This window comes from Pseudomonas sp. Sample_21 (genome assembly GCF_004307525.1).
GTDB lineage: Bacteria > Pseudomonadota > Gammaproteobacteria > Pseudomonadales > Pseudomonadaceae > Aquipseudomonas > Aquipseudomonas atacamensis.
Genome location: NZ_RCNZ01000059.1, coordinates 94,785 through 108,772, shown reverse-complemented (window position 1 = coordinate 108,772; position 13,988 = coordinate 94,785). Strand labels below are relative to the sequence as shown.

At 60.0% G+C, this 13,988-nt stretch carries 13 protein-coding genes; 12 read left to right on the top strand and 1 reads right to left on the bottom strand.

All coding sequences use genetic code 11. The annotated features are described in order from the left end of the window. The first annotated feature begins 110 nt into the window (after window positions 1-110). The 12 genes from tcyJ (at window position 111) to D8U71_RS08535 (ending at window position 11,729) form a co-directional block, all read left to right on the top strand. Complete coding sequence (gene tcyJ / locus D8U71_RS08590) at window positions 111-911, top strand: cystine ABC transporter substrate-binding protein (RefSeq protein WP_130887598.1); 801 nt, start codon at window positions 111-113, stop codon at window positions 909-911. Then, window positions 911-1,576, top strand: a complete 666-nt coding sequence (gene tcyL / locus D8U71_RS08585) for a cystine ABC transporter permease (RefSeq protein WP_016772200.1) — start codon at window positions 911-913, stop codon at window positions 1,574-1,576. The genes tcyJ and tcyL overlap by 1 nt, the downstream gene beginning before the upstream one ends. A gap of 4 nt (window positions 1,577-1,580) precedes the next feature. Beyond that, entirely contained in the window at window positions 1,581-2,330 is a 750-nt protein-coding gene (gene tcyN / locus D8U71_RS08580; protein WP_076565047.1) for an L-cystine ABC transporter ATP-binding protein TcyN, read from the top strand. A 462-nt stretch (window positions 2,331-2,792) separates the two neighbouring features. Continuing rightward, window positions 2,793-3,557: a hypothetical protein gene (locus D8U71_RS08575; RefSeq protein WP_130887597.1), complete on the top strand. Its 765-nt coding sequence runs from the start codon at window positions 2,793-2,795 to the stop codon at window positions 3,555-3,557. A 263-nt stretch (window positions 3,558-3,820) separates the two neighbouring features. Continuing rightward, window positions 3,821-5,062 carry an SfnB family sulfur acquisition oxidoreductase gene (locus D8U71_RS08570; RefSeq protein ID WP_130887596.1) on the top strand — a complete coding sequence of 414 codons (1,242 nt, stop codon included), beginning with the start codon at window positions 3,821-3,823 and terminating at the stop codon, window positions 5,060-5,062. A 27-nt stretch (window positions 5,063-5,089) separates the two neighbouring features. After that, a complete protein-coding gene (locus D8U71_RS08565) occupies window positions 5,090-6,283 on the top strand; it encodes an SfnB family sulfur acquisition oxidoreductase (RefSeq protein WP_130887595.1) in 1,194 nt (397 codons plus the stop codon). Continuing rightward, a complete protein-coding gene (locus D8U71_RS08560; protein ID WP_130887594.1) occupies window positions 6,283-7,674 on the top strand; it encodes an LLM class flavin-dependent oxidoreductase in 1,392 nt (463 codons plus the stop codon). The genes D8U71_RS08565 and D8U71_RS08560 overlap by 1 nt, the downstream gene beginning before the upstream one ends. Before the next feature lie 85 nt (window positions 7,675-7,759). Then, the gene (locus D8U71_RS08555; RefSeq protein WP_110644773.1) at window positions 7,760-8,569 is read left to right on the top strand and encodes a MetQ/NlpA family ABC transporter substrate-binding protein; all 810 of its coding nucleotides are present in this window, start codon (window positions 7,760-7,762) and stop codon (window positions 8,567-8,569) included. A gap of 2 nt (window positions 8,570-8,571) precedes the next feature. Continuing rightward, window positions 8,572-9,693: an ATP-binding cassette domain-containing protein gene (locus D8U71_RS08550; protein ID WP_130887593.1), complete on the top strand. Its 1,122-nt coding sequence runs from the start codon at window positions 8,572-8,574 to the stop codon at window positions 9,691-9,693. Then, window positions 9,683-10,327: a methionine ABC transporter permease gene (locus D8U71_RS08545; protein ID WP_039756400.1), complete on the top strand. Its 645-nt coding sequence runs from the start codon at window positions 9,683-9,685 to the stop codon at window positions 10,325-10,327. Before D8U71_RS08550 ends, D8U71_RS08545 begins: the two co-directional genes overlap by 11 nt. A 313-nt stretch (window positions 10,328-10,640) precedes the next feature. Then, window positions 10,641-10,997, top strand: coding sequence for a hypothetical protein (locus tag D8U71_RS08540; RefSeq protein WP_016772210.1), 357 nt, complete (start codon window positions 10,641-10,643; stop codon window positions 10,995-10,997). A gap of 105 nt (window positions 10,998-11,102) precedes the next feature. Then, the gene (locus tag D8U71_RS08535) at window positions 11,103-11,729 is read left to right on the top strand and encodes a class I SAM-dependent methyltransferase (RefSeq protein WP_130887592.1); all 627 of its coding nucleotides are present in this window, start codon (window positions 11,103-11,105) and stop codon (window positions 11,727-11,729) included. Between the two features lies 1 nt (window position 11,730). Here D8U71_RS08535 and D8U71_RS08530 read toward each other — a convergent pair whose 3' ends face one another. Next, entirely contained in the window at window positions 11,731-13,983 is a 2,253-nt protein-coding gene (locus tag D8U71_RS08530) for a glycoside hydrolase (protein WP_130887591.1), read from the bottom strand. Between the last annotated feature and the right edge of the window lie 5 nt (window positions 13,984-13,988).

Sequence of the window (13,988 nt, the reverse complement as noted above, 5' to 3'; positions counted from 1 at the left end):
TTTCGGGCGAGACGCTTAAGCTGCTTTAAGGCAGGATAGCGCTGTCGTTCAAATCACCAATTTGCCTACATTCCTTAAGCGTCTTCCATAAGAAAACACAGGGGCTTGTCATGAATTTTTCCGCACTACGTCGCACTCTGCTGGTCGGTTCGCTGGGTCTTGCGCTCAGCGCCGGCCTGATCGGTCAGGCAGTGGCCGGTGAGCAGTTGCAACAGATCAAGGACAAAGGCGTGCTCAACGTCGGCCTGGAAGGCACTTACCCACCGTTCAGCTTCGTCGACGAGAACGGCAAGCTGTCGGGTTTTGAAGTGGAGCTGTCCGAAGCGCTGGCGCAAAAACTCGGCGTCAAGGCCAAGATTCAGCCGACCAAATGGGACGGTATCCTCGCCGCGCTGGAATCCAAACGTCTGGATCTGGTGGTCAACCAAGTGACCATCTCCGACGAGCGCAAGAAGAAGTATGACTTCTCCGAACCCTACACCGTCTCCGGCATCCAGGCCCTCGTGCTGAAAAGCAAAGAGTCGGCGCTGAACATCAAGACCGCCGCTGACCTGTCCGGCAAGAAAGTCGGTGTCGGCCTGGGTACCAACTACGAGCAGTGGGTTCGCGCCAACGTGCCGGGTGCTGACGTGCGCACCTACGACGATGATCCGACCAAGTTCGCCGACCTCAACAACGGTCGTACCGATGCCATCCTTATCGACCGTCTGGCTGCCCTCGAATACGCCAAGAAAGCCCCGAAAACCGTCGCTGCCGGTGAGGCCTTCTCCCGTCAGGAATCCGGTATCGCCCTGCGCAAAGGCGAGCCTGAACTGCTGGCTGCGGTGAACAAGGCGCTCGACGAACTGCATGCTGACGGCACTCTCGAGAAACTGTCGAAGAAATACTTCAACGCAGACGTCACTAAATAATGGAAGAGGCTTTCCAACTCGCGCTGGATTCCGCGCCCTTTCTGTTGAAGGGCGCGTACTACACGGTAGTCCTCAGCCTCGGCGGGATGTTCTTCGGTCTGCTGCTGGGCTTCGGCCTCGCGCTGATGCGTCTGTCACGTTTCAAATCGGTCAGTTGGCTGGCCCGCATCTACGTGTCGTTCTTTCGCGGTACGCCGTTGCTGGTGCAGCTGTTCGTGATCTATTACGGCTTGCCGCAACTGGGCATGGAGCTTGATCCGCTGCCGGCAGCGCTGATCGGTTTCTCGCTGAACATGGCCGCCTACGCCTGTGAAATCCTGCGTGCCGCGATCGGTTCGATCGAACGCGGTCAGTGGGAAGCCGCTGCGAGTATCGGCATGACCCGCGCGCAGACCCTGCGCCGGGCCATCCTGCCGCAAGCGATGCGCACGGCATTACCGCCGCTGGGCAACAGCTTCATTTCGCTGGTCAAGGACACGGCGCTGGCCGCGACCATTCAGGTGCCGGAGCTGTTCCGTCAGGCGCAGCTGATTACCGCCCGGACTTTCGAAGTCTTCACCATGTATCTTGCCGCCGCGCTGATCTACTGGATTCTGGCCACGGTGCTTTCGCACTTGCAGAACAAGTTGGAAGAGCGGGTCAATCGGCACGACCAGGAGTCCTGACGCGATGATTGTCGTGGAAAAACTGACCAAGCAATTCAAGGGTCAGGTCGTGCTCAACGGCATCGACCTTGAGGTAAAGGAAGGCGAAGTCGTCGCGATCATCGGCCCCAGCGGCTCGGGGAAAACGACGTTCCTGCGTTGCCTGAATTTCCTCGAAGAACCCACCAGCGGCCGGATCAAGGTCGGCGATATCGAAATCGATACCAGCCGCCCGCTGAACCAGCAGCAAAGTCTGGTGCGCAACCTGCGCCAGCACGTCGGCTTCGTGTTCCAGAACTTCAACCTGTTCCCCCATCGCACCGCTTTGGAAAACGTCATCGAGGGCCCGATCGTGGTCAAGAAGATGCCGCGCGACCAGGCAGTTGCTCTGGGTAAAAAGCTGCTGACCAAAGTGGGGCTTGCCGGCAAAGAGGACGCCTATCCGCGCCGTCTCTCCGGTGGCCAGCAACAGCGCGTGGCAATCGCCCGGGCGCTGGCGATGGAGCCGGAAGTGATTCTGTTCGACGAACCGACTTCAGCGCTCGACCCGGAACTGGTCGGTGAAGTGCTGGCAACCATTCGCGGTCTTGCCGAAGAAAATCGCACCATGGTGATTGTCACCCATGAAATGGGCTTTGCCCGTGACGTGGCCAATCGCGTGGTGTTTTTCGACAAGGGCGTAATTGTTGAACAGGGTGAAGCCAAGGCACTGTTTGCCAACCCGAAAGAAGAACGCACCAAACAGTTTCTCAGCAAGTTTCTGAATCACGCCTGACAACTTTTTCAGCAACACCCCTCCACTTCCACGGATGGAAGTTACCTCTCTCCCGGCATTTCAATCTTCTCTACATTTGTTACTTGCGAGCGCAGATATATATTGCGCAACGGTTACGCGCATCTTCGAATCGTCATATTTCCATACGTTTGCCTGCGAACAAACCCGCACAAAACCCTGCGCAATTGCCGTTTATCTGTAGCTGGTTTCGCGCGTACCACTAGGCATATTGCCTAGGTGACGTAGGAGCTTTCTGATTAACTTGTAATTCACGCATTAACTAAGCCGCTCTATTGACACCCCTCTCCGCAGACTTTTATCTAGTCGGCAACCGGCGCCAATTAGTTCAAACAACTCGCACTAAAACCGAACAAATAGTTTTCGCTTTTATTGCCAGTTGATTCGCGTCTTTTTTGTTTTCCAGAAACGGATTTCGCTGCAAGACTTCAAGGAGAGAAACCGATGACCCGCACTTCGCACACCCCCGAACTTGCAGCGCCAACGCTGGCATGCGCACAAAAAACCGGCATCAACCAGGCGACAGCGGCCCATCTGCTGATCGGTGTACCGCCCTACCGCGACATGGACGTTGGCGATCTGATCGAACTGTTCTGGAACAAATGCTATGTCGCGTCAAAAGTCCTCAGCGCGGCCGATGTGGGCGAGTCGGTCAGTCTGCGCGTGCCGGAGAGTTTCATCACCAATGGCACCGCGCGCATTCACTACCGCGTGATGCAGGTCGGCCAGGGTCCGGCACTGTCGGCGGCGACTCGGGTGCAGGTCAAACTCGATTGCCCCGGTGGCCAGCCCACTGGGCAGTGCGAAGACGAAAACCAGCAACTGGCACCAGTGACCATCCCCGAAGCGATTCGCCGTCAAGGCGTGAATCCCAGCCAGATCAAACGCGGCGTGCCGCTGACTATAGAGCCTTACCTGAACATGGCAGAAGACGACGCCATCACATTGCGCTGGGGCGATGTGCGCATGGATCTGGCGCCAGTCACTTCGGCCGATGTCGGGCTGCCGATTCAGGTCTGGGTGCCACCGGCGGTGATCGTCGAAGCGGGCGAAGACCTGCGACTGGACGTGACGTACTGCATCCTCGACCGGGTCGGTAACAACTCGCGCTGGGCGCCGCCGCGCACGTTGAAAATCGGTTGCGTGAATCCGTACGTAAAAGTCCCGTTGAAACCCGAATTCAAGGCTGCCGAATCGCGTACCAAGTGAGGCCTGCCCAAGGTGGGAGGTCAATAACTTCTCACCTGAAACTCGTTAACCAAGCCGAACATCTCCCCTTCTATGCATATTCCTAGAAGTTAGTTTATTTAATTTTTATACGCGATTAGGGTATATGCACCGGACCACCGGACATTCTTTCAATCGTCGCACTTCGCGGCGTTTTTCATGAGATGTGAGGTAGGTATGGTCCGGAACACAATCACCCCAGTGCAGATCGCCAGGGCATTGCGTGCAGCCAGGGAGCGGCACTGATGTCCAGTCTTGCAGATGCCAACGTGCAGTCCGATCTGGACATCGCCCCGCTGTTGTTGCCCGCGCAAGTACTGCGCAACGACGCTCAAGCGATCAAGGCCGCCTTTGATCTGGCGCAAGCCGCCCGAGTGCAGGCGGCCAAACGCGACCGGCAGCGCAAGCTGCCTTGGTCGGAAATTGAACAGTTCACCCGCAGCGGTCTGGGCAGCATTGCCATCCCGCGTGAGTACGGTGGCCCGCAGGTTTCCTTCGTCACGCTGGCTGACGTCTTTGCGATCATTTCTGCCGTCGACCCGGCGCTCGGGCAGATCCCGCAGAACCAGTTCGGCATCATCCATCTGCTGCTCGGCACCGCTACCGAAGCGCAGAAAAAGCAGCTGTTCCAGAGTGTTCTGGAAGGCTGGCGCATAGGCAATGCCGGCCCGGAACGTGGCACGAAAAACACCTTGGAACTGAAGGCACGAATCAGCGCCGACGGCGACCATAACGTGATCAACGGCCAGAAGTTCTACTCCACCGGCGCGCTGTTTGCGCATTGGGTCGCGGTGAAAGCGCTCAACGATGACGGTAAACAGGTGCTGGCCTTCGTCCGGCGCGGCACGCCGGGTTTGCGCATCGTCGATGACTGGTCGGGCTTCGGTCAGCGCACCACGGCCAGCGGCACGATCCTGCTGAACAACGTGCGCGTCGAGTCGAGCCTGGTCATCGACAACTGGAAGATCAACGACAAGCCGAACACCCAGGGCGCAGTGTCGCAGCTGATTCAAGCGGCCATTGACGCCGGCATCGCCCGTGGCGCCATCGACGACGCCATCGACTTCGTCAAAACCCGCGCACGGCCATGGATCGACGCCAAGGTCGAGCGCGCCAGCGATGACCTCTACGTGATCGCCGATATCGGCAAACTGAAAATCGAACTGCACGCCGCCGAAGCGCTGCTGCGCAAGGCCGGCAAAGTGCTCGATGAAGTCCACGCCGCGCCGCTGACTGCCGAATCCGCCGCACGCGCTTCGATCGCCGTGGCCGAAGCAAAAGTGCTGACCACCGAGATTTCGCTGCTGGCCAGCGAAAAGCTCTTCGAACTGGCCGGCAGCCGCGCGACCCTCGCCGAATTCAATCTCGACCGCCACTGGCGCAACGCCCGCGTGCACACCCTGCACGACCCGGTGCGCTGGAAATATCACGCGGTCGGCGCCTATCGCCTGAACGGCACTTTGCCGGCTCGCCATTCCTGGATCTGAGACGACCAGTCATCTGGAGAACCCCCTATGACGCTTTCCCATCACGTCGCGCTCATCACCAGCGATGAGCAAGCCCTGATCGTCGCCAGCGACCTGGCCGAAGATTTCAAACGCGACAGCGCCCTGCGCGACCGCGAACGCCGCCTGCCATTGGCCGAGCTGGAAGTGTTTTCCCGCTCCGGCCTGTGGGGCATCAGCGTGCCGAAAGAATATGGCGGCGCAGGTGTTTCCAACGTCACCCTGGCCAAAGTCATCGCCCTGATCGCGCAGGCGGACGGCTCGCTCGGGCAGATTCCGCAGAACCATTTCTACGCACTGGAAGTGCTGCGCGTGAATGGCAGCGATGAACAGAAACAGCGTCTGTACGCCGAGGTCCTCGCCGGCCAGCGATTCGGCAATGCTCTGGCAGAACTCGGCACCAGAACCGCTCACGACCGCGTCACCCGTCTCACCCGCGATGGTGATGGTTATCGCATCAACGGTCGCAAGTTCTACTCGACCGGGGCGATTTACGCGCAGCGCATCCCGACGTCGGTGGTCGATGAAAACGGCGTACAGCAACTGGCCTTCGTCCCGCGCGAGAGCAAGGGCCTGACGGTGATCGACGACTGGAGCGGCTTCGGCCAGCGCACCACCGGTAGCGGCTCGGTGGTGTTCGAAGATGTGTATGTAGCGGCGGAAGACGTGCTGCCGTTCCAGAGCGCTTTCGAGCGCCCGACCACGGTCGGCCCGCTGGCGCAGATTCTCCACGCCGCCATCGACACCGGCATTGCCCGCGCTGCTTACGAAGACGCCTTGCATTTCGTGCGCAGCAAGACCCGTCCGTGGATCGATTCCGGCAACGACACGGCCACCGAAGATCCGCTGACATTGAAGAGCTTCGGCCACTTGAGCATTCGGCTGCACGCCACCGAAGCCTTGCTCGAACGTGCCGGCGAAATCCTCGATGCCGCGCAAGCCGAAACCAACGCGGAAACCGTCGCCGCCGCGTCAATCGCGGTTGCCGAGGCGCGGGCGATCAGCACGGAAATTTCCCTCGCCGCCGGCAGCACGCTGTTCGAACTGGCCGGCAGCCAGGCGACGCTGAGCGAACACGGCCTCGACCGGCACTGGCGCAACGCGCGCGTGCACACCCTGCACGACCCGGTGCGCTGGAAATATCACGCCGTGGGCAATTACTACCTCAACGATGAAAACCCTCCGCTGCGAGGGACGATCTGATGACTGCTGCGAAAAAGAAGATTCTGCTCAACGCGTTCAACATGAACTGCATCGGCCACATCAATCACGGCCTCTGGACGCATCCGCGCGACACCTCGACCCGCTACAACACCATCGAGTACTGGACCGAACTGGCGCAGTTGCTTGAGCGTGGATTGTTCGATGGCTTGTTCATCGCTGATATCGTCGGCGTCTACGACGTCTACCAGAACTCGGTGGACGTCACGCTGAAAGAGTCGATCCAGTTGCCGGTCAACGATCCGCTGCTGCTGGTTTCAGCGATGGCCGCCGTCACCAGAAACCTCGGCTTTGGCCTGACTGCCAATCTCACTTACGAGCCGCCGTATCTGTTCGCCCGACGCATGTCGACGCTCGATCATCTGAGTCGCGGCCGCGTTGGCTGGAACATCGTCACCGGTTACCTGGACAGCGCCGCCAAAGCCATGGGTCTCAACGAGCAGGTCGAACATGACCGCCGCTACGACCAGGCCGACGAATATCTGCAGGTCTTGTACAAGCTCTGGGAAGGCAGTTGGGAGAACGGCTCGGTGCGCAACGATCGCGAGCAGCGCATCTACGCCAACCCGGACAAAGTGCACAAGGTCGAGCACCGGGGCGAGTTCTATCAGGTCGAGGGTTATCACCTCTGCGAGCCGTCACCGCAGCGCACGCCGGTGCTGTTTCAGGCCGGTAGCTCCGACCGCGGCTTGCTGTTTGCCGGGCGTCATGCCGAGTGCGTGTTCATCAGCGGCCAGAACAAACCATCGACCAAAGTGCAGGTCGACAAGGTCCGCGCCAGCGCCGTCGAAGCCGGGCGCAATCCTCAAGACATCAAGGTGTTCATGGGCCTCAATGTGATCGTTGGCGCCACCGAAGAAGCGGCGTGGGCCAAGCATGCCGAGTATCTCAGCTACGCCAGCGCCGAGGCCGGCGTGGCGCACTTTTCCGCGTCCACCGGTATCGACTTTGCCCAGTACGAAATCGACGAACCGATCCAGTACGTGAAGAGCAATGCGATTCAGTCGGCGACGAAAAACCTGCAGAACAACGACTGGACCCGGCGCAAATTGCTCGACCAGCACGCCCTCGGTGGCCGCTACATCACCGTGGTCGGTTCGCCTGAAAAAGTCGCAGATGAGCTGGAGTCGTGGATCGCCGAAACCGGTCTGGACGGCTTCAACCTGACGCGCATCGTCACCCCGGAAAGCTATGTCGATTTCATCGAACTGGTGATTCCCGAGTTGCAGCGGCGCGGCTCGTACAAGACTGCGTATGACAGCGGCACCTTGCGCGAGAAATTGTTTCACGGTGAGGCGCAGTTGCCTGAACAACATACCGGCTCTTCGTACCGGCATCAGAAGCTTCGCGAGCAGGCTCGCTCCCACATTTGAAATGCGTGCCTCTGTGGGAGCGAGCCTGCTCGCGAAGAGGCCCTCCCCGGCACAACAAATTCATGCACTGACTGGAAAAACAACCATGACCAAAAAAACCCTGTCCCACCCAGTCAAAGCACTGGCCTTGGCCTTCGGCCTGTTCAGCTCGGCTATCTTCGCCGCCGACGCCCCGTTGAAAATCGGCACCACCGCCGCTTTCGCCATTCCGCTGGAAGCCGCCGTCGAGGAAGCTTCCAAACAAGGCCTGAAAGTCGAGCTGGTGGAATTCACCGACTGGATCGCGCCCAACGTCAGCCTCGCCGCTGGCGACATTGATGTGAATTATTTCCAGCACATTCCGTTTCTGGAAAACGCCAAAGCCGCGTCCGGTTTCGATCTGGTGCCATTCGCTCCTGGGATCATCAACAACGTGGGCCTGTATTCGAAGAAATACAAAAGCTTCGATGAACTGCCCGAAGGCGCCAGCGTCGCCATCGCCAACGACCCGATCAACAGCGGTCGCGGTCTGCAATTGCTCGCCAAGGCCGGGTTGATCACCCTGAAACCGGGCGTCGGCTACAAAGCCACCGAGGACGACATCGTCGCCAATCCGAAGAACATCAGGATTCTGCAGGTCGAAGCCGTGCAACTGGTGCGCGCTTATGACGACGCTGATCTGGTCCAGGGTTATCCAGCCTACATCCGTCTGGCGAAGACCTTCGATGCCGGCTCGGCGCTGCTGTTCGACGGTCTCGATCACAAGGAATACGTGATCCAGTTCGTCATCCAGCCGAAGAGCAAAACCGACCCGCGCCTGATCAAGTTCGTCGACATCTATCAGCATTCGCCGGCCGTTCGCGCGGCACTGGACAAGGCCCACGGCAAGCTCTATCAGGCCGGTTGGGAAAGCTGAACATGACCGCAGCGATCCAACGGCGACTGGAGCTTCCAGAGCCACACAATGCTGAAAAAACCGAGCTGCATCCCGAGTTGAATCGCGCCCACGTACGCTTTATTGGCGTGGGCAAAACCTACAACGGCCGACAAGGTCCGGTCGCGGCCTTGCAGGGCATCGACCTGGCGATTCAACGCGGCGAAGTGTTCGGCATCATCGGCCGTAGCGGCGCCGGCAAGTCGTCGCTGATTCGCACGATCAATCGTCTCGAACAGCCGACTTCAGGACGGGTGTTGATCGATCAGGTGGATATCGGCGAGTTCGATGAAGACCGCCTCGTCGCCCTGCGCCGGCGCATCGGCATGATCTTCCAGCACTTCAATCTGATGTCGGCCAAGACCGTCTGGCAGAACGTCGAGTTGCCGCTGAAAGTCGCCGGCGTGCCGAAGGAGCAGCGCGACAACAAGGTTCGCGAACTGCTCGAACTGGTCGGCCTGCACAGCAAGCACAAGGCGTACCCGGCGCAACTCTCAGGCGGGCAGAAACAGCGTGTCGGCATCGCCCGTGCGCTGGTGCATGACCCGGACATTCTGCTCTGCGATGAGGCGACATCGGCGCTGGATCCGGAGACCACGCAGTCGATCCTCGGCCTGCTGCGCGAGATCAACAAACGCCTGGGCCTGACCATTGTGCTGATCACTCATGAGATGGCGGTGATTCGCGAGATATGCGACCGCGTTGTCGTGCTCGAGCACGGCCATGTGGTCGAACAAGGCCCGGTGTGGCAAGTGTTCGGCAATCCGCAACACGCAGTCAGCCAGACCTTGCTCGCACCGCTGCAACACGCCTTGCCGGAAGAACTGCAGAGTCGTTTGCTGACGCAATCAACGGCTTCAAATGCAGCGGTGGTGTTGCGTTTGCAGTTCACCGGCAGTGCCGCTGATGAGCCGGATCTGGCCGCGTTGTTTGCGGCATTGGGTGGGCGAGTGAAGCTGCTTCAGGGCGGCGTCGAACGAATTCAGGGACACGCGCTGGGGCAGCTTTTACTGGCCGTCAGCGGTTCGGCGTTCAGCGCCGAGCAATTGCGCGAACGCGCCGGGCAATGGGCGCAACGAGTGGAGGTATTGGGCTATGTGGTTTGATCGCTTGCTGCAGGGTTTCATCGACACCTTTTTGATGGTCGGCGTGTCGTCGCTGATCGCGCTGCTGGTGGGGATTCCCATGGCGGTGATTCTGGTCACCAGCGACAAGGGCGGGATCTATGAGGCGCCACTGTTGAACCGTGCGCTGGGCGCCTTCGTCAATCTGTTCCGCTCGATCCCGTTCCTGATCCTGATGGTCGCGCTGATTCCATTCACCCGCCTGATCGTCGGCACCACCTATGGCGTGTGGGCCGCTGTGGTGCCGCTGACAATCGCCGCAACGCCGTTCTTCGCGCGGATCGCCGAAGTGAGTCTGCGCGAGGTCGATCATGGTCTGATCGAAGCCGCGCAGGCCATGGGTTGCCGGCGCTGGCACATCGTCTGGCATGTGCTGCTGCCCGAGGCGCTGCCGGGGATTGTCGGCGGTTTCACCATCACCCTGGTGACGATGATCAACTCATCGGCCATGGCTGGCGCGATTGGTGCGGGCGGGCTGGGGGATATCGCCTATCGTTACGGCTATCAGCGCTTCGATAGCCAGATCATGTTGACGGTGATCGTCTTGCTGGTGGCGCTGGTGGCGGTGATTCAGTTGGGTGGCGACAGGCTGGCGCGGGGGCTGAATAAGCGCTAAGGTCGATGGCGGCAGGTGGCCATCAACCAGGCCCATGTGATCGCAGTATTTTGGGCAACGCCCTTCGCAAAAATCAGATGCTTCCTACACCACTTTTGTCGTTTCGCCAGCCCGAAGCACGCGGGTTTGCAGGACGATTCCTAGAATAATTTGCCCGCTTGTACCCGAAATATCCTGTAGCTAATCTCCGGTCGTCACTGTTTTGCGGTGACTGGATTCAGTTGTCCGGCCGGCAACTGATCCGCGTGCAGCCGCCGTCCTGCTCGTTTAGTCGCGAAATGGTTGGCTCCCACTTGAAGTCAGGAGTTTACCCATGGAAAAGAAACTTGCCGATCCGCCACTCAGCCTTACCTCAAGCAAGCGGTTCACCGAGGATTTGCTCAAGGATCGCTCTGCACTGTGCCGCGCCGTCGACTCACATCTGGCCGGCAATCAGGTCACGTTGGCTGGACAGAAACGCGTCTACAGCATCAGCGAAGATGTGACGCTGGAGGACGCCCAACTGTATGTTGCCGATCTGCTGCGCTGCGCTTCGGTGACCGTCCATCAATGCGGTGACCAGCTCGGGGGCGCGGATCGGGCCATGGTGTTCTCGGTCTGGCATCTGCTGGAAATGGCCAAGGCGATGATGGACCGCTCGATCGATTGTCTGGGAGCCAAGCAGCACTGAAGCCTGGCACCCATTGCCGCCTGCACTGGACCCAGCGCAGGCGGCGTCTTTTTGCCGGTGAAAAAGCTTATAGTCCGCCCTCACACCGCCAATACAGCATCGATCATGAAGCAAACGCCCAGCGACCTCGAACAGATCACCGCCACTACCCTCGGTCACTACAACTCGGTGGCTGAGGATTTCCGCGAAGGCACGCGCGACCACGATGTCAGCCAGAACATCGAGGCCTTGCTGCGCCACATTCAAGGTGAAGCACCCTTCTCGATTCTCGATTTCGGCTGCGGTCCGGGCCGGGATTTGCAAACCTTCACGCGCATGGGCCACGTCGCGATCGGCCTTGATGGCTCACAGGAATTCGCGCGCATGGCCCGCCAGGACAGCGGTTGCGAAGTCTGGCAGCAGGACTTTCTCAAGCTTGATCTGCCGGCCGAGCGCTTCGACGGCATCTTCGCCAATGCTGTGCTGTTTCATGTGCCGTTGCAGGTGTTGCCGCAAGTGCTACGGCAACTGCACGGCACCTTGAAACCGGGTGGCGCGCTGTTCAGTTCCAATCCGCGTGGCGACAACCAAGAGGGCTGGAACGGGCCGCGCTATGGCTCGTATCACGATCTCGAAGCCTGGCGCGGGTTGCTGACGGCGGCGGGGTTTGTCGAGCTGGAGCATTATTACCGGCCTGCGGGCTTGCCGCGCGAACAGCAGCCGTGGCTGGCGAGCGTGTGGCGCAAAGTCTGAATCAGGGCGCCGCTTGTACCTGATACTGGCTGTCGCTGCCGTCCGCTAACAGTGCAGTCATGCTGTGTCCCGGTAACGTCCGGCCCTGCCAGTTGCGTGGAGCAGCGTCGAAATTGGCCAGCAGTCGCGTGCCGTCGGCAAACGTCGTCTGCTGGACCAGGCGATCCTCGCTCAACCAGTCAAAAGCGGTCAGCGCTTGCGTCGCCAGACGTTCGTGCAGCGGACGAAAGAATCGATCCTGACGCACGATCAACGGCAAGCGCTGATCAAGGCTGGCCGCACTCAGGTGGTACAGCGGCGGTACGTTGTAGAGCAACTGGGTGAGCTCGTTTTCCACCCGCACGTCGCTCAGTTTCAGGTTATCGAACAACCAGTGATGACTGGTGATGACAGAGCCGTGGAACACCGCCTGATACAACGGTAAACGGCTGACGGGGGCGAAATGAACGCGTCGGTAGTCAGCCTTCAACCGGGTCGGTTTGAAGAACACCGCTGGCTGCTCCGTTGGGTACCATTGGCCGACGAAAAAGTCCGCTGTGCCCGGCTGATGCATGTCGCGATCGCCCCAACCGATCACTGGCGTCTGCATGCCATGTGCGAACAAGACCCCCTGAGCGGTGGCGGCATTGCCATCTTCGGAGCCGCTCGGCAGCTGCAACACTTCGTTGATCCAACGCGATGCTGCAACATTGCCCGCGGCATTCTGCGCCTGGGTCATCGGTGCGCCGGGACGATAACTGTCGAAGAGCATCCCAGCTGCATAGGCATCGAGAAACCAGCTGTTGAAGCCGGCAACCTTCTGGATTGCATCGATGCGCCGCTCAAGCAACGGTCGCACACATCGCGGATCGGTATAGTGACCGGACTGCTGAAACCCGCTTTTCAGCGCACCGTTTTGCTCCACGATCGCACACTCGGTATTGGCCCGATGGCCGAGGTGCGCGGTGGTCCAGTCCGGATTTTCGTCCTCGCGCAGCGCGGTTTCATAGGAGTCATAGGGGGCAATCAGATACCCCGCAGAGACGGCGGCGCGCACCGCCTCCGGGTGCCAGAGTCCACCTTCCCAGCCCTCGCCGAGCCCAAGCCATAAACGCGAAAGTCCAGCGCTCTGCAAGCGTTCAGTGGTTCGTCGCGACAAGGTGCGCCCCCAGCGCGAAGGATCAGGCGCCAGCGTACCCTTCAGAACATCGGCCAGCTGCTCGCGCACCTCAGCGTACCCGTTGGCCAGCGCCTGCATGTCCGGCACCGCACGCGCCTGCCAGGTTTTGCGCGCCTGAACGTTCAGCGCGCGATTGAGACTGCGCAGCATCACAGTCTGTTGATAGCGATTGAGTACGGTCTCGCTGGCGAGCAACCGCAGCGCTTCAGGATCCATCGCTGCCCGAAGTTCACTGACCAGCACACCCGAGCCGCGCAACCGGGCAATCAGCAGCGGCCAGTTGCGCACATCGTCAGGGCCGAGCAGGTCGTTGCCCCATAGATAGACATGCGCGGCACCGATCAGCTTGGCGGCTTGCGGGGTCTTGATCAGCTTGTTCGCCAAGGTTTCATATTGATCGCTTTCAATGAGCCACTGCTTGTAGCGCTTGGCCCCGGCCAAGGGATCGACATCGCCGAGAAACAGGCTGAAGGTCAGCGGTTTTGAGGGTTCAAGCGATGTGAATCGATGCCGGGCCGACAGCCCCAGTGCATCACCACTGGTCTTGAAGCGCAGTTGGTTGTTGTAAGGATTGGTCAGCAGCCAGTGCAGGCTGAAATTCTCGTACTCCATTCCCCAAAGCGGCAGGCTCAAGTCCTGGGTGGTATCGAGCGCGCCCTGCGCGAGCAGGAAGTTCTGCCACACCCGGTCACCGCGCGACACGTAGCGCCCCTCGGCAAGCGGCCAGATCAGCGCCTGGCCCATTGCACTGGCGGGCTGATGAATAAACTCGATCTGCGAGGGCGAGCTAGCCGTAATCGAAAACGTCAGGTCACGCTGATTCAGGTCAACACTGAGCAACCAGCGCCCATCGTCCCATTGCCAATCGATGCGATTGCCGCGCCTGACCATGTCGCTGACCTTGTGCCGCAGCACACCGGCCGAGGCCTGCACCGGCGCAGCGCCGGCAGCTTCAACGCGCACCGCCAGCGTCGCAGGATCGACCTGCACCCGCCAAAGCTGGTTTTCCAGCAGCACTTCGGCCAGTACTGCCGGCGACAGGCTCAAGCCAGCGAGCAGCAACCATCCGCGTAACCAGCCGGAAACAGTCGACATGGCAC